The 18,397-nt window shown below is 69.9% G+C and carries 13 protein-coding genes and 1 pseudogene; 10 read left to right on the top strand and 4 right to left on the bottom strand.

The window, feature by feature from the left end; translation table 11 throughout:
• Window positions 1-2 precede the first annotated feature (2 nt).
• From AC0IYU_RS09190 to AC0IYU_RS09150, 9 genes and pseudogenes are all read left to right on the top strand, one after another.
• Window positions 3-1,013, top strand: a complete 1,011-nt coding sequence (locus AC0IYU_RS09190; RefSeq protein WP_472115518.1) for a LysR family transcriptional regulator — start codon at window positions 3-5, stop codon at window positions 1,011-1,013.
• An 11-nt stretch (window positions 1,014-1,024) separates the two neighbouring features.
• Entirely contained in the window at window positions 1,025-2,548 is a 1,524-nt protein-coding gene (locus AC0IYU_RS09185; protein WP_472115515.1) for a SidA/IucD/PvdA family monooxygenase, read from the top strand.
• Window positions 2,545-3,519, top strand: coding sequence for an ABC transporter permease (locus AC0IYU_RS09180; protein WP_472115512.1), 975 nt, complete (start codon window positions 2,545-2,547; stop codon window positions 3,517-3,519). The genes AC0IYU_RS09185 and AC0IYU_RS09180 overlap by 4 nt, the downstream gene beginning before the upstream one ends.
• Complete coding sequence (locus AC0IYU_RS09175) at window positions 3,516-4,415, top strand: ABC transporter permease (RefSeq protein ID WP_435439175.1); 900 nt, start codon at window positions 3,516-3,518, stop codon at window positions 4,413-4,415. The genes AC0IYU_RS09180 and AC0IYU_RS09175 overlap by 4 nt, the downstream gene beginning before the upstream one ends.
• Window positions 4,412-5,401, top strand: a pseudogene (locus tag AC0IYU_RS09170) (ABC transporter ATP-binding protein); the annotation flags it as partial. The gene AC0IYU_RS09175 and the pseudogene AC0IYU_RS09170, both read left to right, overlap by 4 nt.
• A gap of 36 nt (window positions 5,402-5,437) precedes the next feature.
• Window positions 5,438-6,475, top strand: coding sequence for an ABC transporter ATP-binding protein (locus AC0IYU_RS09165; protein WP_472116138.1), 1,038 nt, complete (start codon window positions 5,438-5,440; stop codon window positions 6,473-6,475).
• Window positions 6,476-6,518: 43 nt separating this feature from the next.
• Entirely contained in the window at window positions 6,519-8,084 is a 1,566-nt protein-coding gene (locus AC0IYU_RS09160; protein ID WP_472115508.1) for an ABC transporter substrate-binding protein, read from the top strand.
• 10 nt (window positions 8,085-8,094) lie between these two features.
• Window positions 8,095-9,411, top strand: coding sequence for an acyl-CoA thioesterase/bile acid-CoA:amino acid N-acyltransferase family protein (locus tag AC0IYU_RS09155; RefSeq protein ID WP_472115505.1), 1,317 nt, complete (start codon window positions 8,095-8,097; stop codon window positions 9,409-9,411).
• Window positions 9,404-10,609 (top strand): CMD domain-containing protein, encoded by a 1,206-nt coding sequence (locus tag AC0IYU_RS09150; RefSeq protein WP_472115502.1) that lies wholly within the window; start codon window positions 9,404-9,406, stop codon window positions 10,607-10,609. The genes AC0IYU_RS09155 and AC0IYU_RS09150 overlap by 8 nt, the downstream gene beginning before the upstream one ends.
• Before the next feature lie 99 nt (window positions 10,610-10,708).
• Here the strand turns inward: AC0IYU_RS09150 and adeC are convergent, their stop codons facing one another.
• Genes adeC through AC0IYU_RS09135 form a run of 3 tightly spaced genes read right to left on the bottom strand, consistent with a single transcriptional unit; the run spans window position 10,709 to window position 16,598 of the window.
• Window positions 10,709-12,175, bottom strand: a complete 1,467-nt coding sequence (adeC, locus tag AC0IYU_RS09145) for an AdeC/AdeK/OprM family multidrug efflux complex outer membrane factor (RefSeq protein WP_472115499.1) — start codon at window positions 12,173-12,175, stop codon at window positions 10,709-10,711.
• 10 nt (window positions 12,176-12,185) lie between these two features.
• Window positions 12,186-15,344, bottom strand: a complete 3,159-nt coding sequence (locus tag AC0IYU_RS09140) for an efflux RND transporter permease subunit (protein WP_472115496.1) — start codon at window positions 15,342-15,344, stop codon at window positions 12,186-12,188.
• Window positions 15,345-15,359: 15 nt separating this feature from the next.
• The gene (locus AC0IYU_RS09135; protein ID WP_472115493.1) at window positions 15,360-16,598 is read right to left on the bottom strand and encodes an efflux RND transporter periplasmic adaptor subunit; all 1,239 of its coding nucleotides are present in this window, start codon (window positions 16,596-16,598) and stop codon (window positions 15,360-15,362) included.
• Between the two features lie 143 nt (window positions 16,599-16,741).
• Between AC0IYU_RS09135 and AC0IYU_RS09130 the strand changes: the two genes are divergently transcribed.
• A complete protein-coding gene (locus AC0IYU_RS09130; RefSeq protein ID WP_472115490.1) occupies window positions 16,742-17,365 on the top strand; it encodes a TetR/AcrR family transcriptional regulator in 624 nt (207 codons plus the stop codon).
• 75 nt (window positions 17,366-17,440) lie between these two features.
• On the opposite strand, the gene AC0IYU_RS09125 is transcribed toward AC0IYU_RS09130, so the two are convergent.
• On the bottom strand, window positions 17,441-18,391 hold the full coding sequence (locus AC0IYU_RS09125; RefSeq protein WP_472115487.1) for a CobW family GTP-binding protein: 951 nt from the start codon (window positions 18,389-18,391) through the stop codon (window positions 17,441-17,443).
• Between the last annotated feature and the right edge of the window lie 6 nt (window positions 18,392-18,397).

Here is an 18,397-nt window from a genome sequence, read left to right as displayed (position 1 = left end):
CGATGGAACTCCGGCAGCTTGAGGCCTTCGCTGCCGTCATGTCGACCGGCAGCGTCACCGGCGCTGCGCGGTTGCTGTCGCGTTCCCAGCCCGCGGTTTCCCGCCTGGTGCAGGAACTGGAAGCCGAGATCGGCTATGCGCTGTTCAACCGCCACGGCCCCCGCGTGACGCCCACCGAGCAGGGCTTCCTGCTCTATGAAGACGTCGACCGCGCGCTGGGCAGCCTCCAGCAGATCCACCTGCGCGCGGCCGACATCGCGCGCGGCAGTTCGCAGCCGTTGTTGCTGGCGGCCACCTCCGCGCTGGCGCTCGGGCTGCTTCCGCAGGCGCTGCGGCGCGTGGAGGCGCAGGCCGGCGCCGTGCCCATCCAGCTGCGCAGTGCGTCGCCCGAACAGGTGGTGCATGCGGTGCTCAGCGGCGCGGTGCAGCTCGGCGCGAGCAGCCTGCCGCTGGAGCACCGGGGCCTCGAGGTGCACTGGATCGGCGAGATGCCGTGCGTGGCGGTGCTGCCGCATGACGACCCGCTCGCCGCGCACGCGGTGGTGCCGCTGGCGGCGCTGGCGCAGCGCCGCCTGATCACCATGAGCAACCCCTTCCGCCTGCGCCACCGGCTCGACGCGACGCTGGCACGTGCCGGCCACAGCCCGGCGCGCAGGGAAGCGCTGATCGAGACCAATTCGTCGGTCAATGCACAGGCGCTGGCGCGCGCCGGCCTGGGCGTGGCGGTGCTGGAGCCGCTGACCGCCTGCGGTGCGCCGCTCGAAGGCCTGGCCGTGCGGCCGCTCGATACCAACATTCCCTTCGTCTTCGGCGTGGTCACGCCGCAGGCCAAGCCGATCACGCCGCCGGTGCGCGCGCTGATCGACGCGCTGCTGGCCGCCGCCCTTGCGCTGCCGCATTTCGTGCAGCACGACGCGTCGGCCCATGCCGCGCTGCTGCGCACCCTGTACGGCACCGACCTTGACGATCCCGGCGACGGCGATGCCGTGGCCGGCGACGACAGCCCTTCCTGAAAAACCCTGCGATGAACGCTCCCACCGAACAACCCCTCACGGCCGCGCCCATCGGCCTGGCCGCGCTCGAGGCGCGCCTGCGGCAAGACCTGTCGTGGCTCGGCCTGCCGGCCAAACGCTGGGTGCCGTCGACCCCGGCGCAAGGCGAGGTGCCGCTCGACGTGGCGATCGTCGGCGGCGGCATGGCGGGCCTGGCGCTGCTGGCCACGCTCACGCACCTGGGCCTGCACGCCCGCATCTACGACCGGTCGCCTGCCGGCTTCGAAGGCCCCTGGGCCACCACCGCGCGCATGGAAACGCTGCGCTCGCCCAAGGAACTCACCGGCCCCGCGCTGGGCCTGCCGGCGCTGACCTTTCGCGCCTGGTTCGAGGCGCAGTGGGGCCTGGCGGCCTGGGACGCGCTCGACAAGATCCCGCGCCTGCAATGGGCCGAGTACCTGCGCTGGTACCGCCGCGTGCTCGGCCTCGACGTGCGCAACGAACAGCAGGTGAGGGCGGTGCTGCCCCGCGCCGACGGCGTGGTGCAGCTCGACCTGGCCGATCTTGCTGCCGAAGGCAAGCCGTACAGCGTGCAGGCGCGCCATGTGGTGCTCGCGACCGGCCGCGACGGCCTGGGCGGCGCCTGGGTGCCCGATTGGGCGGCTTCGCTGCCGCGCGACCGCTGGGCCCATTCGTCGGGGCGCTGGGACGCCGCGAGCCTGCGCGGCAAACGCGTCGCGGTGGTCGGCGGCGGCGCCTCGGCCATGGACGCCGCCGCGACCGCGCTCGAGGCCGGCGCCGCGCGCGTCGACCTGCTGATCCGCCGCGCCGACCTGCCGCGCGTCAACAAGGGCAAGGGCGCGGGCAACCCGGGCATGGTCCACGGTTTCTGGCAACTGCCGGACGAGTGGAAATGGCGCATGCGCCACTACATCAACGTGCAGCAGGTGCCGCCGCCGCACGGCAGCACGCTGCGCGTGTCGCGCCATGCGAACGCGCACTTCCAGCTCGGCACGCCGGTGCTGGGTGCTGCCCGGCGCGCCGACGGTGCGCTGCGCCTGGACACGGCCAAGGGACCGCTGGCGGCGGACTTCGTCGTGTTCAGCACGGGCTTTCGCACCGACTGGGCGCTGCGGCCCGAGTTCGCTGCTTTTTCGTCGCAGGTGCGCGTGTGGCAGGACCGCTTCACGCCGCCCGAAGGCACCGCCGACAGCGAACTCGCGGAATCGCCGGACCTCGGGCCCCTCTTCGAGTTCCAGCCGAAGGCGCCCGGCGCCTGCCCCGGCCTGGAGCGCGTGCACTGCTTCAACTACGCGGCCTCGCTCTCGCACGGCGCCGCAGCCGGCGACATTCCGCAGATCACCGACGGCGCCCAGCGCCTGGCGCGCGGCCTTGCGGCGAAGCTGCTGAGCGAGGACGCCGACCACCACTTCGCCGCCATGCAGCGCTATGCCGAACCCGAGCTCGACGGCGACGAATGGACGCCCTCGGCGCTGCCGCCTTACAGCGAACCCGTCGAGCATGACGCCGCGCCCGGCCGCGAGGTGACGCCGTGACCGGCTGGCTGCTGCGCCGGCTGCTGCAGGCGCTGCTCGTGGTGGTGGCGATGACGCTGATCGTCTTCGTCGGCCTGCATGCCATCGGCAACCCGATCGACATCCTGATCGGCGAGGACATGAACCAGCAGGAGCGCCTGGCCGCCATCGCCCGGCTCGGGCTCGACCAGCCGCTGTGGCGCCAGTACCTGGCCTTCGTGGACGGCGCCTTGCACGGCAGCCTGGGCCGCAGCTTCGTCTACCAGGAGGACGCGGTGCGCCTCATCCTGCAGCGCCTGCCCGCGACGATGGAGCTGGCCTTCGCGGCGCTGCTGATGGCCATCGTGGTGGGCGTGCCGCTGGGTCTGTTCGCGGGCATGAAGCCCGAGCATCCGGTGTCGCGCGTGCTGATGGCGACCAGCATCGTCGGCTTCTCGCTGCCGGCGTTCTGGGTGGCGCTGATGCTGATCATGGTGTTCAGCGTGCAGCTCGGCTGGCTGCCCGCCAGCGGGCGCGGCGCCACGCGGGAGCTGTTCGGCGTGCAGTGGTCCTGGCTCACGCTCGACGGCTGGCAGCATCTGCTGCTGCCGGCGTTCAACCTGGCGCTCTTCAAAATCTCTCTGGTGCTTCGGCTCACGCGCGCCGGGGTGCGCGAGGTGCTGCCGCAGGACTACGTGAAGTTCGCGCGCGCCAAGGGCCTCACGCCAACGCGCGTGGTGCTGATGCACGTGCTGCGCAACACCATGATCCCGCTGGTCACGGTGCTGGGGCTGGAGCTGGGCGCGACCATCGCCTATGCGGTGGTCACCGAGACCATCTTCGCCTGGCCGGGGGCGGGCAAGCTGATCCTGGACAGCATCAATTCGCTCGACCGGCCCGTGGTGGTGGCCTACCTGATGGTGGTCGTCGTGATCTTCGTGACGCTGAACCTCATCGTCGACCTGCTCTACAAATTGCTCGACCCGCGCGTGCGGCTGGAAGGTGCGAAATGAGCGCAGCGAAGAGCTACGACGAACGCTCGATCTGGTGGCGCGTGGCCGCCGACTTCCTGCACTCGCGCATCGCCGTCGGCGGGTTGGTGCTGCTGGCCGTCGTGGTGCTGGCCGCGCTGCTCGCGCCCTGGATCACGCCGCAGAACCCCTACGACCTGCTGCAGCTCGACGTGCTCGACGCGCGCCTGCCGCCGGGCTCCCACAGCAGCGAGGGCGGCTACACCTACTGGCTCGGCACCGACGGGCAAGGCCGCGACCTGTACTCGGCCATCGTCTATGGCTTGCGCATCAGCCTGACGGTGGGCGTGGGCTCGGCGCTGATCGCCGCGGTGGTCGGCACGCTGGTCGGCCTCATTGCCGCCTATGCCGGCGGCAAGGTCGACGCGCTGCTGATGCGGCTGGTGGACCTGCTGCTGTCGTTTCCCACCATCCTGATGGCGCTGATGATCCTGGCGTACGTGGGCAAGGGCGTGGGCAACGTGATGCTCACGCTGGTGCTGCTCGAATGGGCCTACTACGCGCGCACCGCGCGCGGCCAGGCGCTGGTCGAGGCGCGGCGCGAGTACGTGGACGCGGCGCGCGGGCAGGGCATTGCGCGCTGGCGCATCGTCACCGGCCACATCCTGCCGAACTGCCTGCCGCCGCTGCTGGTGATCGGCGCGCTGCAGATCGCGCGCGCCATCACGCTGGAGGCGACGCTGTCGTTCCTGGGGCTGGGCGTGCCGATCACCGAGCCATCGCTGGGGCTGCTGATCTCCAACGGCTACCAGTACCTGCTGTCCAACGAGTACTGGATCAGCTTCTTTCCCGGCGTCGCCCTGCTGGCCGCCATCGTCGCGATCAACCTGGTGGGCGACCAGCTGCGCGACGTGCTGAACCCGAGGTTGCAGAAATGAGCGCCGTACCCGTGCAAGACCTCGAGGTGCCGACGCTCGAAGTGCGCAACCTGCAAACGCGCTTCCACACGCGCGCCGGCGTGCTGCCGGTGGTCGACGGGGTGTCGTTCACGCTGGGCCGCGGCAAGGTGCTGGGGCTGGTGGGCGAGTCGGGCTCGGGCAAGTCGGTGACCGGCTTCTCGATCATGGGCCTGGTCGATCCGCCCGGACGGGTCGAGGGCGGGCAGGTGCTGTTCCAGGGCCGCGAGCTCACGCAGCTGCCGGCCACCGAGCGGCGCGAGCTGCGCGGCAACCGCATCGCGATGATCTTCCAGGACCCGATGGCCACGCTCAACCCGGTGCTGCGCGTGGACACGCAGATGATCGAGGCGGTGAAGGCGCACCAGCGCGTTTCCACCGAGGAAGCGCGCCGCCATGCGCGCGACACGCTGGGGCGCATGGGCATTCCGAGCCCCGACGAGCGGCTGCGCGCGTATCCGCATCAGCTGTCGGGCGGCATGCGCCAGCGGGTGGCCATTGCCATCGCGATGCTGCACGGACCCGACCTGATCATTGCGGACGAGCCCACCACCGCGCTCGACGTGACGATCCAGGCGCAGATCCTGTCGGAAGTGCAGAAGCTGGTGCGCGAGACCGGCACCTCGCTCATCTGGATCAGCCACGACCTCTCGGTGGTGGCGAGCCTGGCCGACGAGATTGCCGTGATGTACGCCGGGCGCATCGTCGAGCACGGCACGGTGGCCGACGTGCTCGACCATCCGCAGCATCCGTACACGCGCGGGCTGATCGACAGCCTGCCGAGCGCCAACGAACGCGGCGCGCGGCTGCGGCAGATCCAGGGCATGACGCCGAGCCTGCTCGACATGCCGGCCGGCTGCGCCTTCGCGCCGCGCTGCCCGCATGCGGACGCCGCCTGCGGGCAGCGGCCGGGGGTGTCGCGCCCGCGGCACGATGCGCCGTGGCACGAGGTGCGCTGCTTTCATCCGCAGGGCGACAGACCCGTGCGCACGCTGCCGGCCGCGTTGCCCGCCGCGGCTCGCGCCCCCGCACAGGAAAACGATGTACCGCTGATCGAGCTGCGCCAGGTCGCGCAGCGCTTCGGCGCCACGCCGCCGCCCGGCGCGGTGGGCCGCACGCTGCGCAGCATCGGCCTGAGCAAGCCGCCGGTGGTCACGCACGCGGTCGACGGCGTCGACCTGTCGGTGCGGCCCGGCGAGGTGGTCGGGCTGGTCGGCGAATCGGGCTGCGGCAAGTCGACGCTGGGCCGCATCGCCGCGGGCCTGCTCACGCCGACCGAGGGCGAGGTGATCGTCGGCGGCAAGCCGGTGGCGAGCCTGTCGGCCGAGGAACAGCTCGCCGCGCGCCTGCGCATCCAGATGGTGTTCCAGGACCCGTATGCGAGCCTGAACCCGCGCCTGCGCGTCTCGCGCATCGTGGGCGAGGCCGCGCTGCTGCACGGCCTGACCGATGCCGCCGGGCAGGACGACTACGTGTGCGCCCAGCTGCGGCGCGCCGGGCTCGACCCCGCGCTGCGCCATCGCTACCCGCACCAGTTCAGCGGCGGCCAGCGCCAGCGCATCGGCATTGCACGCGCGCTCGCGGTGCAGCCCTCGATGCTGGTGTGCGACGAGGCGGTGGCCGCGCTGGACGTGTCGATCCAGGCGCAGATCCTCAACCTCTTCATGGACCTGCGCGACCAGCTCGGGCTGGCCTACCTGTTCATCAGCCACGACCTGGGCGTGATCGAGCACCTGTGCGACCGCGTGGTCGTGATGTACCTGGGCCGCGTGGTGGAAAGCGCACCGGTGGCCGAGCTGTTCGCGCGGCCCGCCCATCCCTACACGCAGGCGCTGCTGGCCGAGATTCCGAGCATCGAGGCGCGGCGCACCACCTTCAGCGCCATTCGCGGCGAAATTCCGAGCCCGATCGCGCCGCCCACGGGCTGCCACTTCCATCCGCGATGTCCGCAGGCGATGCCGCGCTGCAGCACCGAGGCGCCGCGGCTGCGCGGCATCGCGATACGGCACGAAACCGCGTGCCACCTGTACGACGCGAACTGACTTCCTGCTTCTACCGCCCCCTGTTTTCGCCAAAGGATTTTTCATGAACCGCCTGCTTCCCATCGTTGCCGCCACGCTGCTCGCCACGGGCGCCGCCGCATCGGCCCAGACGCTGTCCATCGGCTTCGCGGACCCGGTCTCCTCGGTCGACCCGCAGCTCAACAACCATGCGGGCGACCGTTCGCTCGCGCTGCATTTCTGGGACTCGGTCGTCAACTCGCGCGACGGCGGCAAGCTGGAACCCGCGCTGGCGTCGAGCTGGAAGACGCTGGACGACAAGACCTGGGAATTCAAGCTGCGCACCGACATCAAGTGGCAGGACGGCACGCCGTTCACGGCCGAAGACATCGTGTATTCGTTCCAGCGCGCGCGCAACGTGCCGGGCAGCGTGGCCTCTTATTCGGGCGCGCTGCGCTCGGTGGAGTCCGCCACCGCCAAGGACCCGGCCACGCTCGTCATCAAGACCAACACGCCCAACCCGATGCTGCCGCTGGAGATCGCGTCGATCTACATCGTGAGCAAGCACGTGGGCGAGAAGTCGAAAACCGAGGACTACAACGCGGGCCGCGCCGTGGTCGGCACCGGCCCCTACAAGTTCGTTTCCTACGTGCCGGGCGACCGCACGGTGTTCGAGCGCAACCCCGGCTACTACGGCCCCAAGCCACTGTGGGAGAAGGTCAACTACCGCTTCATCAACAACGGCGCGGCGCGCACCGCGGCGCTGCTGGCCGGCGATGTGGACGTGATCGACAAGGTGGCCGTCACCGACGTCGAGAAGCTGCGCAAGGACCCGAAGGTCAGCGTGTACACGTACCCGGGCCTGCGCGTGCTGCTGCTGCAGCCGAGCTTCAAGGCGGGCCCCAACGAGTTCATCACCGACAACGCGGGCAAGCCGCTGGAGAAGAACCCGCTGCTCGACGTGCGCGTGCGCCAGGCGCTGTCGCTGTCGATCAACCGCAAGGCCATCGTCGACCGGGTGCTGCAGGGCACGGTGACCGAGGCCAACCAGTGGATGCCCAGGAACAGCTTCGGCTACAACCCCGAGGTGCCCGCCATCGCCTACAACCCCGAGCAGGCGAAGAAGCTGCTGGCCGAGGCCGGTTTTCCGCAGGGCTTCCAGATTGCGATCCACGTGCCGGGCGACCGCTATCCGCAGGCGCCCGAGACGGTGCAGGCCGTGGCGCAGTTCTGGAGCCGCATCGGCGTGAAGACCAAGGTCGAGGTGGTGCCGTGGGCCGTGTACTCGAGCCGCGCGAACAAGAACGACTTTGCGGTCAGCGTGATCGCCTGGGGCAACGGCACCGGCGAGGCCGGCTACGGCCTGCTGCAGACCCTGACCACGCCCGACGCCAAGCGCGGGCGCGGCTCGAACAACTGGGGCCGCTACAGCAACGAGTCGGTCGACAAGGCGCTGGACGCCGCCACGGTCGAGTTCGATGCCAAGCGCCGCGAAGCCGTCTTCCGCCACGCGGCCAAGCTGGTGACCGACGACGTGGGCCAGATCCCGCTGTACCACTACCAGAACATCTGGGCCGCGAAGAAGGGCCTGAAGGTCGAGCCGCTGCTGAGCGACCGCACGACGGCAATGCAGGTCACCAGGCTCAAGTGAGGGTGCGCACATGCTGAGCATCACGCCGGAGGACGCGCTGATCGACATGCCGCGGCGCATCGCGGTCGAAGGGCTGGCGCCGGGCGAGCAGATCGAGATCGCGAGCACGACGCTGCGCGGCGCGGCCGTGCCCTGGCGCGCATCGGCGAGTTTCGTGGCAGATGCGCAGGGCACCGTCGACCTGCAACGCGACGCGCCGCTCTCGGGCAGCTACCAAGGCGTGTCGGCAATGGGCCTGGTCTGGTCCCAGGTGCCAGACACACCTGGTGCGCGCGAGCAGTTCGGTGCCGAGCCGGGCGCTGCGCTGCGCACCGACATCACCGTGCGCCGCGCCGGCGATGCGAGCGACATCCATGGTGGCTTCGTGCAGCGCCTGGCGGGGCAGGGCGTGACACGCACCGAGGTGCGCGAAGAAGGCCTGGTCGGCACGCTCTACCTGCCCGCCGGTCCGGGGCCGCATCCGGCCGTGATGATCCTGAACGGCTCCGGTGGCGGCATCAACGAGCCGCGCGCCGCGCTGTACGCCTCGCACGGCTATGCGGCCTTTGCGCTCGCGTACTTCAAGGCGCCGGGCCTGTCGGACTACATCTCGAACACCAAGCTCGAATATTTCGAGACCGCGCTGGCCTGGCTGCATCGCACGGTGCGGCCGGCCGACGGCTTCGTCGCGCTCAGCGGCCAGTCGCGCGGCGGCGAGCTGGTGCTGCTGCTGGGTACGCTGTTTCCGGAATCGGTCTCGGCCGTCATCGGCTACGTGCCCGGCGCCGTGGTGCATTGCGCGCAGAACGCCTGCGACCCGGCGCTCGGCCGCGAAGGCCCGGCCTGGATCTTTCGTGGACAGCCGCTGCCGCATGTGTGGGAGCACAACCGCACGGCCACCTGGGCGCCCTGGGACGAAGGCCCGGAGCCGCGCCGCCATGCCGATGCGCTCATGACCGCGCTGCAGGACCCCGAGGCCGTGGAGCGCGCGCGCATCAAGGTCGAGCAGATCCGCGGCCCGGTGATGCTGCTGTCTGCCACCGACGACGGCTCCTGGCCGTCGAGCCTGTACAGCCGCATGGTGACCGAGCGCCTCGCGCAGTTCGCGCATCCGCACGCGGTGGAACACCTCGATTTCGCGGGCGCGGGCCATTCGATCCTGTTTCCCTATGTGCCGACCACGCAGCTGGGCTATGCGCATCCGGTGTCGGGCCGGCGCAGCACCTCGGGCGGCACGCCCGCGAACAACGCGCATGCGGACGAGGCCTCCTGGCAGGGCGTGCTGCGCTTCCTGCAGCAGGCCGTGGCCGCACGCAACACATCCTTCGGAGACAACGCCCATGACTGATTCAAGCCCTTCCGCCGATCTCGCCGACATTGCCGACCTCGTGGACGCCTGCGTGCCGCTGGCCGCCGGCAGCGCTGCGCATGCGGTGCGCCACCAGCGCGACAAGGTGGTGGCTGCCACGCAGGGCAGCTACGACGCCTTGTTCGATCCGCAGTTGTCGGGCCCGCCGCTGGCCGAGCGGCTGCTGGCCGCCCACGCCATCGCGCGCAGCGCGGGCAGCGCCGCGCTGCAGGCGCACTACCGCGCGCGGCTCGATGCGCTGGCGCCGCTGAGTGCGGCGCAGCAGGCGGCGGCCGACGGCGCGCCGGTCGAAGCGCTCGGCGCTGAGCCGCGGCTGCAGGCGGTGCTCGCGTTCACGCGCACGCTGACCGACCGTCCCGTGGAGGGCGACCGCGAGGCGCTGCTGAAGCTGCCCGCGGCCGGCCTCTCGACGCCCGAGGTGGTGGCGCTGGCGCAGCTGATCGCCTTCGTGGCCTACCAGGTGCGCGTGGTCGCGGGCCTGCAGGCGCTGGCCGCCCTCGCTGACGACGGCGGCGGCGGCAACGGCGCCGCACCCGTGGTGGACGACCAGGCGGCGCCCTTCGTCCACCCGGCCAACCTGCCGCCGCCGGGCGAGCCGCTGCGCATCGACGGCTACACCAGCGAAACGCTGGGCTGGAAGGCCTGGCTGCCGGTGATCGACCTGGCGCAGGCCTCGCCCGAGCAGGTGCGGGTGCTCGACAGCAGCCACCCGAAGGCGCGCAGCTCCGACTACTACCTGCTGCTGGTGCACCAGCCGCGCATCCTGCAGGAGCGCGCCACGGTGTTCAACGCCATCATGTACGCGCCGGGCGGCCTGTCGCGCGCCGAGCGCGAGCTGGCCAGCGCGGTGGTGTCGCGCGTCAACGGCTGCGTGTACTGCGCTTCGGTGCACGCGCAGCGCTTCGAGCAACTGGCGCGGCGCAACGACGTGATCGCGCAGGTCTTCACCGACCCGGAGACGGCCGGCACCACGGCGCGCGAACGCGCCATCGTGCAGCTGTCGATCGCGCTCACGCGCGAGCCGGGCGGCTTCGGTGCGGCGCAACTGCAGGCCGTGCGTGCCGCCTGCCTCACGCCGCTCGAGCTCCTGGACACCGTGCACGCGGTGGCGATCTTCGCTTGGGCCAACCGCCTGATGCTGAACCTGGGCGAGCCGGTGTTTCCTGCGCGCGGCTGAACGCCCGCCTGCACCGCGATCGCATCGATCGCGTCGCTGCATCCCGGTGCTCTGGATTCCGCAGGCGTGCGAGTCCTGCTTCAAGCTTCGTGTGCCGGGTCAAGAGGCATTGACCCAAGGCTGCGCAGCCAGCGGCGTGTCCGTGGTCGCTAGCCATCCTCCGCCCAGCGTCTTGTAGAACGTCACCAGGTTGGTGAAGCGCGACAGGCGCGTGCCGATCAGGTCTTGCTGGGCCGTGTAGAGCGAGCGCTGCGAGTCGAGCACGCTCAGGTAGCTGTCCACGCCGCGCTGGAAACGCGCCTGCGACAGGCGATAGCTCTCCGCCGTCGCATTGACCAGCGACTGCTGTGCGTCGAGCTGGCGCCCGAGCGTGTTGCGTTGGGCCAGCGCGTCCGACACTTCGCGGAACGCCGTCTGGATCGCCTTCTCGTACTGCGCCACCGAGATGTCGCGGCTCACGGTGGCGATCTTCAGGTTGGCCCGGTTGGCACCGCCGTCGAAGATCGGCAGCGTGACCTGCGGCGCGAAGCTCCAGGCGCCCGAGCCGCCCTTGAACAGGCCCGAGAGCTGGCTGCTCGACGTGCCGGCCGAAGCGGTGAGGCTGATGCTCGGATAGAAGGCCGCGCGCGCCGCGCCGATGTAGGCATTGGCGGCCTTGAGATCGCGCTCGGCCTGCACGATGTCGGGGCGGCGCTGCAGCAGGTCGGAAGGCAGCCCCGGCGGAATGGTGGCCAGCGGGTTCGCCGCCGCGGTCGTGCCGTCCGGCAAGGCCTTGGGCAGCAGCTCGCTCGGCACGTCGGCGCCCACGAGCAGCACGAGCGCATTGCGGTCCTGCGCCACCTGCGAGGTGTAGCGCTCGACGTCGACACGCGCGGCGTCCACGCTGGTCTGCGCCTGGCTCAGCGTGAGCGCCGACGCCGCGCCCAGCTCGAAGCTGCGCTGGTTGAGCCGGTACGAGTCGCTCTGGCTCTGCAGCGTGTCGCGTGCCAGCTGCAGGCGGTCCTGGTCGGCGGCGAGTGTGAGGTAGGCGGTCGCCACCTCGGCCACCAGCGTGATCTGCGTGCTGCGGCGCGCCTCGGCCGTGGACAGAAACTGCTGCAGTGCCTGCGCGCTCAGGCTGCGCACGCGGCCGAACAGGTCGATTTCGTAGGCGCTGAAACCGAGCGATGCGCTGTACTGGTGAGCGGTCAGCGCCGAGCCCGTGGACGACAGGTCGGCCGGGGTCCGGCTGCCGCTGCCGCCGGCGCTGGCGCTGACGCTGGGGAACAGCGCCGCATCCTGCACCCGGTACTGCGCGCGGGCTTTCTCGATGTTCAGCACCGCCACGCGCAGGTCGCGGTTGTTGGCAAGGCTCATCTCGATCACGCGCTGCAGCGACGCGTCGGTGAACACATCGCGCCAGCCGAGATCGGAGACCGGCGTGGCGGCCGTGTCGGCGCCTGTGTCTCCGGCGAACCTGAGCGGCACGGGGGCCTCGGGTTGCTGGTAGGCGGGCATCAGGCTGCAGCCGGCCGTCAGGGCCGTGAGGGCGCAGAGCGCGAGGGGTGTGAAGCGGAACAGGTTCATGACGGACACCTCAGGATGCGGCCGCGGCCGGTTGTGTGTGCGATGCGGTCGGCGCGACCGGTGCGGACGTGCCCTTGAACAGGCGGCGCACCAGCACGAAGAAAAGAGGCACGAAGAAAATCGCGAGCAGCGTGCCTGACAGCATGCCGCCGATCACGGCCGTGCCCAGCGCATGCTGCGCGCCGGCCCCCGCACCGCTGCCCAGAACCAGCGGCAGCACGCCGAGGATGAAGGCCATCGATGTCATGAGGATGGGGCGCAGGCGCAGGCGCGCCGCTTCCAGCGCCGAATCGACCAGGCCCTTGCCCTGCGCATGCAGGTCTTTCGCGAACTCGACGATCAGGATGGCGTTCTTCGACGCGAGGCCGATGGTGGTCAGCAGGCCCACCTGAAAGTAGACGTCGTTCATCTTCCAGGTGAGGATGGCGCCGATGAGCGCACCCAGCACCCCGAGCGGCACCACCAGGATCACCGAGAACGGAATGGCCCAGCTCTCGTAGAGCGCGGCCAGGCAAAGGAACACGATCAGGATCGACAGCCCGTACAGCAGGCCGGTCTGCCCGCTCGACGCCTTTTCCTGGCGCGACAGGCCCGTCCATTCGTAGCCGATGCCCGCCGGCAACTGCGCCACTGCCGTTTCCACGATGGCCAGCGCCTCGCCGCTCGATGCGGCACCCGGCATGGCCATGCCCAGGATCTCCACCGACGGAACGCCGTTGTAGCGCTCCAGGCGGGGCGAGCCCGAGTTCCAGCTCGCCTTGGCGAACGAGGTGAAGGGCACCATCGTGCCTGCGCCGTTGCGCACATACCAGCGGTCGATGTCCGCGGGCAGCATGCGGTACTGCGCGTCGGCCTGCAGCATCACCTTCTTCACGCGCCCCTTGTCGATGAAGTCGTTGACGTAGCTGCTGCCCCATGCGGCCGAGAAGGTGTCGTTGATGTCGCTCATCGAAAGACCCAGGGCCTGCGCCTTGTGCGGATCGATCTCCAGCCTGAATTCGGGCGTGTCCTCCATGCCGTTGGGGCGCACGGCCACCAGGCGCTTGTCCTTGGACAGCGTGCCGAGCAGCTGGTTGCGCGCCTGCATCAGGGCCGCGTGCCCGAGGTTGCCGCGGTCCTGCAGCATCAGGTCGAAGCCGGTCGCGTTGCCGAGCTCGGCCACGGCCGGCGGCGCGAAGGCAAACACCTTGGCGTCGCGGATCGTGTTGAAGAAGGCGCCGGCCTTCGCCGCCACGCCCGTCACGCTCAGTGCCTCACCCTTGCGTTCGTCCCAGGGCCTGAGCTTGATGAAGGCAAAGCCCGTGTTCTGCCCGCTGCCCGCGAAGCTGAACCCCGCCACCGTGAAGATGCCCGAGACGGCGTCTTTCTGGTCGACCAGGAAGTGGTGCTCCACCTGGCGGATCACTTCTTCCGTGCGCGCGTTCGTGGCGCCCGGCGGCAGCTGCACCAGCGCATACATCGTGCCCTGGTCCTCGTCCGGCAAGAAGCCGACCGGCAGTTTCATGAAGCCGAACACCACGACGGCGAGCAAGACGGCGTACAGGGCCATGTAGCGCCAGCCCTTGCCCACCATGTGCCGCACGATGCCCTGGTAGCGATGGTTGCCGCGGTCGAAGCTGCGGTTGAACCAGCCGAAGAAGCCGGTGGTCGCCATCGCGTGGCCCTTGTGCACCGGCTTGAGCAGCGTGGCGCACAGCGCGGGCGTGAGCACCAGCGCCACCAGCACCGACAGCGTCATGGCGGAGACGATGGTGATCGAGAACTGCCGGTAGATCACGCCCGTGGAGCCGCCGAAGAACGCCATCGGCACGAACACCGCCGCCAGCACCAGGGCCACGCCGACCAGCGCGCCGGTGATCTGCCCCATCGACTTGCGCGTGGCCTCTTTCGGCGACAGGCCTTCTTCGGTCATCACCCGCTCGACGTTCTCGACCACCACGATCGCATCGTCCACCAGCAGGCCGATGGCCAGCACCATGGCGAACATCGTCAAGGTGTTGATGGTGAAGCCGAAGGCCGCGAGCACGCCGAAGGTGCCCAGCAGCACCACCGGCACCGCGATGGTGGGAATGAGCGTGGCGCGAAAGTTCTGCAGGAACAGGTACATCACCAGGAACACCAGCACCACGGCCTCGATCAGCGTGCGCACCACCTCCTCGATGGAGATCCGCACGAAGGGCGTGGTGTCGTAGGGCTTCTGCACCTTCATGCCCGGCGGAAAGAACTTCTCGAGCTCGGCCACCCGCGCGTCGATGCCCTTGACCGTGTCGAGCGCGTTGGCGCCCGCGGCCAGCTTGATCGCCAGGCCGGCGGCCGGCTTGCCGTTGTAGCGGCCAACGGTGCTGTACGACTCGCTGCCCAGCTCGATGCGGGCCACGTCGCGCAGGCGCACCTGCGCGCCGTTGGTCTGCGTGCGCAGCAGGATGTCTTCGAACTCCTGCGCGGTCTTCAGCCGCGTCTGCGAGGTGATGGTCGCGTTGATCTGCTGGTTGTCCGCCGCCGGCATGCCACCCAGTTGCCCCGCCGACACCTGTGCGTTCTGCGCCTGGATCGCGGTCTTCACGTCCAGCGGCGTGAGGCTGAAGTTGGCGAGCTTGTTCGGGTCTAGCCACACGCGCATGGCGTACTGGGAACCGAAGAGCGTGGTGTCGCCCACGCCTTCGACGCGGCTCAGGGCGTCCTGCACGTTCGCCGCCACGTAGTCCGACAGGTCGGAGCCGTTCATGCGGCCGTCCTCGGAGACGAAGGCCAGCACGTTCAGGAAGTTGGTGGCCGACTTGGTGACGGTGACGCCCTGCTGCTGCACTTCTTGCGGCAGCAGCGGCGTGGCCAGGGAGAGCTTGTTCTGCACCTGCACCTGCGCGGTGTCGGGGTCGGTGCCGTTCTCGAAGGTGAGCGTGATGGTGACCGAGCCCGACGACTCGCTGGTCGAGGCCATGTAGCTCAGGCGGTCCAGCCCCTTCATCTTCTGCTCGATGACCTGGGTGACGGTGTCTTCCAGCGTCTTGGCGGAGGCGCCGGGGTAGTTGGCGGTGATGGCCACGGCCGGCGGCGCGATGCTGGGGTACTGCGCGATCGGCAGGCTGGCAATGGACATGACGCCGCCCAGCATCACGATGATGGCGAGAACCCACGCGAAGATGGGGCGGTCGATGAAGAAACGTGCCATGGCGGTCTGTTCCGATCAGTTGGCCGTATCAGCCGGGGCGGCTTGGGCGGCCCTGGCGGTCTCGGTGCCCGCCTTGGGGTCGGGCTGGGCCTGCGCCTGGGCCTTCGGCTTGGGCGTCCATGGCACCGTCTTCACCTGCACGCTGGGCGCCGCGCTTTGCTGGCCGTCCACCACGAGCTGGTCGCCGGCCTGCAGGCCGCTGCGCACCAGCCACTGGTCGCCGATGGCGCGATCGGTCTCGAGCACGCGTTGCTGCAGCTTGTGCCCGGCGTCCACCACATAGGCCGTCGGCTTGCCCGCGCCGTCGCGCGACACCGCCTGCTGCGGCACCAGCAGCGCCTGTTCCTTCACGCCTTCCTGCAGCACCGCGCGCACGTACATGCCGGGCAACAGGTCTGCCTTGGGGTTGGGGAACACCGCGCGCAGCGTGATGGCGCCGGTGGTCTGGTCGACCGTGACGTCGGAGAACTCGAGCTTGCCTTCCAGCGGGTAGGTGCTGCCGTCTTCGAGCAGCAGCCGCACCCGGGCGGCATTGGCACCGCTTTTCTCGAGGTCGCCGCGCGCCATGGCCTGCTTGAGCCGGAGCATGGCCGTGCTGGGCTGGTTCACGTCCACGTAGATCGGGTCGAGCTGCTGGATGGTGGCCAGCGCGGTCGACTGGCTGGCCGTGACCAGCGCGCCGGGCGTGACCGACGACTTGCCGATGCGGCCCGAAATCGGCGCATCGATGCTTGAGTAGGCCAGGTTGATGCGGCTGGTTTCCACATTGGCCCTGGCCGCGGCGACGTCCGCCTCGCCCTGCTGCAACGAGGCTGCGGCGTCGTCGTAGTCCTGCTGGCTCACCGCCTTGATGGCCACCAGCTCCTTGTAGCGCTCGGCCTTGAGCCGCGTGGTGACCAGGCTGGCCTGCACCTTGGCCAGCGCGGCGACGTTGCTGTCGTAGGTGGCCTTGTATATGGCGGGATCGATCTGGTAGAGCGCCTCCCCGGCCTTCACGTCGCTGCCTTCGCGGAACTTGCGTGCCTTCACGATGCCGCCGACCTGCGGGCGCACGTCGGCAATGAGGAAGGGCACGGTGCGCCCCGGCAGCTCGGTCGTGAGGGCCACGCGCTGCGGCTGCACCGTGACCACGCCGACCTGGGGTGTGCCGGGCGCAGGCGCCGGCCCGCCCGGCGGCTTGCCGCAGGCCACGAGCATGCAGGTGGAGACGAGGGCCGCGGCACAGGTCAGGCCGTAGGTGAGAGGGGGGCGCATGGCGGTTCTCCGGGGGAAAAGCGACGGGACATGGAGGGCCCGATCGGCGGTTAAATAGACAGTACTGTACTGAAATGTATTTTGACTTCGAGGGCGTGTCAAACAATAATGATCAAACGTGTACAGAAATAGGAGACAACGACATGCGGGTGAAAACCGAAGCGAAGCGCGACGCCATCGTTCAGGTGGCGTCGGAGGTCTTCAGGGAACTGGGGTTCGAGGGCGCCTCCATGGTGGAGATCGCCGCGCGCGTGGGCGGCTCCAGGGCGACCCTGTACGGGTACTTCAGCTCGAAGGAAGAACTGTTCGTCGCGGCGATCCACGCCTCGGCAAGCCAGCATTTCGACCCCATCTTCTCGGTGCTGGCGCAGGAAGGGGAAGACGATCTGGCGCAGGTGCTGCAGCGTTTCGGCGAGAAGGTGCTCGCCGTGGTGTGCTCGCAGGAGGTCGTTCAGGGGCACAGGGCCGTGATCGCCGAGGCCGGCCGCAGCGACATCGGGCGGCTCTTCTACGAGGGCGGGCCCAAGAAGGGCGTGACCGCGCTGGCAGGCTTTCTGTCGCGGCAGATGCAAAGGGGCCGCTTGCGAACGGCCGACCCGGTCTCGGCGGCGCACCATCTGATGAGCCTGCTGGATTCGGAGACCGTCAAGCCGAGCCTGCTGGGCATCCAGGGGCCCTTGACCCGCAAGGAGCTCCGAGAGGCAACGCGGCGCGCGGTGCAGGTGTTTCTTGGCGGCTACGCCGAAAGAGGCGAGGTCGCCGAATAAGCCAACCGATGGCCCGGGCCGGGCCGGTGGCCATGGCCCGCGCGTTGAAGTTCAACGGTGCGTGCCGCGGCGATCTCACCGTGCGAAGAATTCCCTCAGTGCGCCTTCAGGCAAGCGTCCCCGCAGTCCGATGGCGACTACCCCCGCGCGCGCGTCGTCCGCAGGCGGCGCTGCCTTGCGCAGCGAGCCGTGGCGCCCGGCGAACTGAAGCTCCGACCATTCGCCGTCGGCGGTGCGCAGCAGCCCCTTCAACCGCAGCACGCCCGGCGGCATCTGGCGCAGCCAGGCGCGCAGCGCGGCCGCGGGAATCACGGCCTCGGGTTTCGCGCTCCAGGTCTGGAACATCGCGCCGTGGTCGGGCGCGTCATGTCCGTGGTCGGCGTGGCAGCCAGGGCCGCAGGCATGCGCTGCTTGCTCCGCATGCGGCAACCCCGACAGCAGCGCCAGCGGCACCGCCGCGTTGCGCGTCTCGATGCACGGCGTGCCGGGCACCGTCGCCTCGACCCAGGCCGTTGCGGCAGCCAGCGCCTCGGCTGACGCCAGGTCGGCCTTGTTCACCACCACGAGGTCGGCCGACTTCAGCTGCCGCACCAGCGTGTCGGCCAGCAGCGGGTCTTGCGCCTGCTGCGCCACCGCGCTCGCATCGACCAGCACGATCACGCCTTCCAGGCTCAGCTCCGGCGCGGCCATGCCGATCTGTGCAATGCGCCAGGGGTCCGACACGCCGCTCGCCTCGATCACCACTGCGTCGAACGGCGGGCTCGCCTCGATCACGCTGACCAGCGCGCGGCCCAGGTCGTCGCCGATCTGGCAGCACACGCAGCCGTTGGTCAGCGCGGTGGTGTCGCCGTGGGTGGCTGCGATCAGTTCGGCGTCGATGTTGAGCGCGCCGAAGTCGTTCACCAGCACCGCCATGCGCAGCCCGTTGGCCTCGCGCAGCCAGCGGTTGAGCAGCGTGGTCTTGCCCGCGCCCAGGAAACCGCCGATGACGGTGAGGGGCAGGCGCTTCTTGGTTGCGGTCGTCACGCGGCC

The sequence above is a fragment of the Variovorax sp. AC103 genome, assembly GCF_979254005.1.
This window is presented reverse-complemented; position numbering and strand designations above follow the sequence as displayed.

What these genes read in the sequence shown, in the direction of transcription:
- AC0IYU_RS09155 (WP_472115505.1), top strand. Translation starts at nt 8,095, where the DNA reads ATGCTGAGCATCACGCCGGAGGACGCGCTGATCGACATGCCGCGGCGC.
- AC0IYU_RS09140 (WP_472115496.1), bottom strand. Translation starts at nt 15,344, where the DNA reads ATGGCACGTTTCTTCATCGACCGCCCCATCTTCGCGTGGGTTCTCGCC.
- AC0IYU_RS09135 (WP_472115493.1), bottom strand. Translation starts at nt 16,598, where the DNA reads ATGCGCCCCCCTCTCACCTACGGCCTGACCTGTGCCGCGGCCCTCGTC.
- AC0IYU_RS09130 (WP_472115490.1), top strand. Translation starts at nt 16,742, where the DNA reads ATGCGGGTGAAAACCGAAGCGAAGCGCGACGCCATCGTTCAGGTGGCG.
- AC0IYU_RS09150 (WP_472115502.1), top strand. Translation starts at nt 9,404, where the DNA reads ATGACTGATTCAAGCCCTTCCGCCGATCTCGCCGACATTGCCGACCTC.
- adeC (WP_472115499.1), bottom strand. Translation starts at nt 12,175, where the DNA reads ATGAACCTGTTCCGCTTCACACCCCTCGCGCTCTGCGCCCTCACGGCC.
- AC0IYU_RS09190 (WP_472115518.1), top strand. Translation starts at nt 3, where the DNA reads ATGGAACTCCGGCAGCTTGAGGCCTTCGCTGCCGTCATGTCGACCGGC.
- AC0IYU_RS09185 (WP_472115515.1), top strand. Translation starts at nt 1,025, where the DNA reads ATGAACGCTCCCACCGAACAACCCCTCACGGCCGCGCCCATCGGCCTG.
- AC0IYU_RS09160 (WP_472115508.1), top strand. Translation starts at nt 6,519, where the DNA reads ATGAACCGCCTGCTTCCCATCGTTGCCGCCACGCTGCTCGCCACGGGC.
- AC0IYU_RS09175 (WP_435439175.1), top strand. Translation starts at nt 3,516, where the DNA reads ATGAGCGCAGCGAAGAGCTACGACGAACGCTCGATCTGGTGGCGCGTG.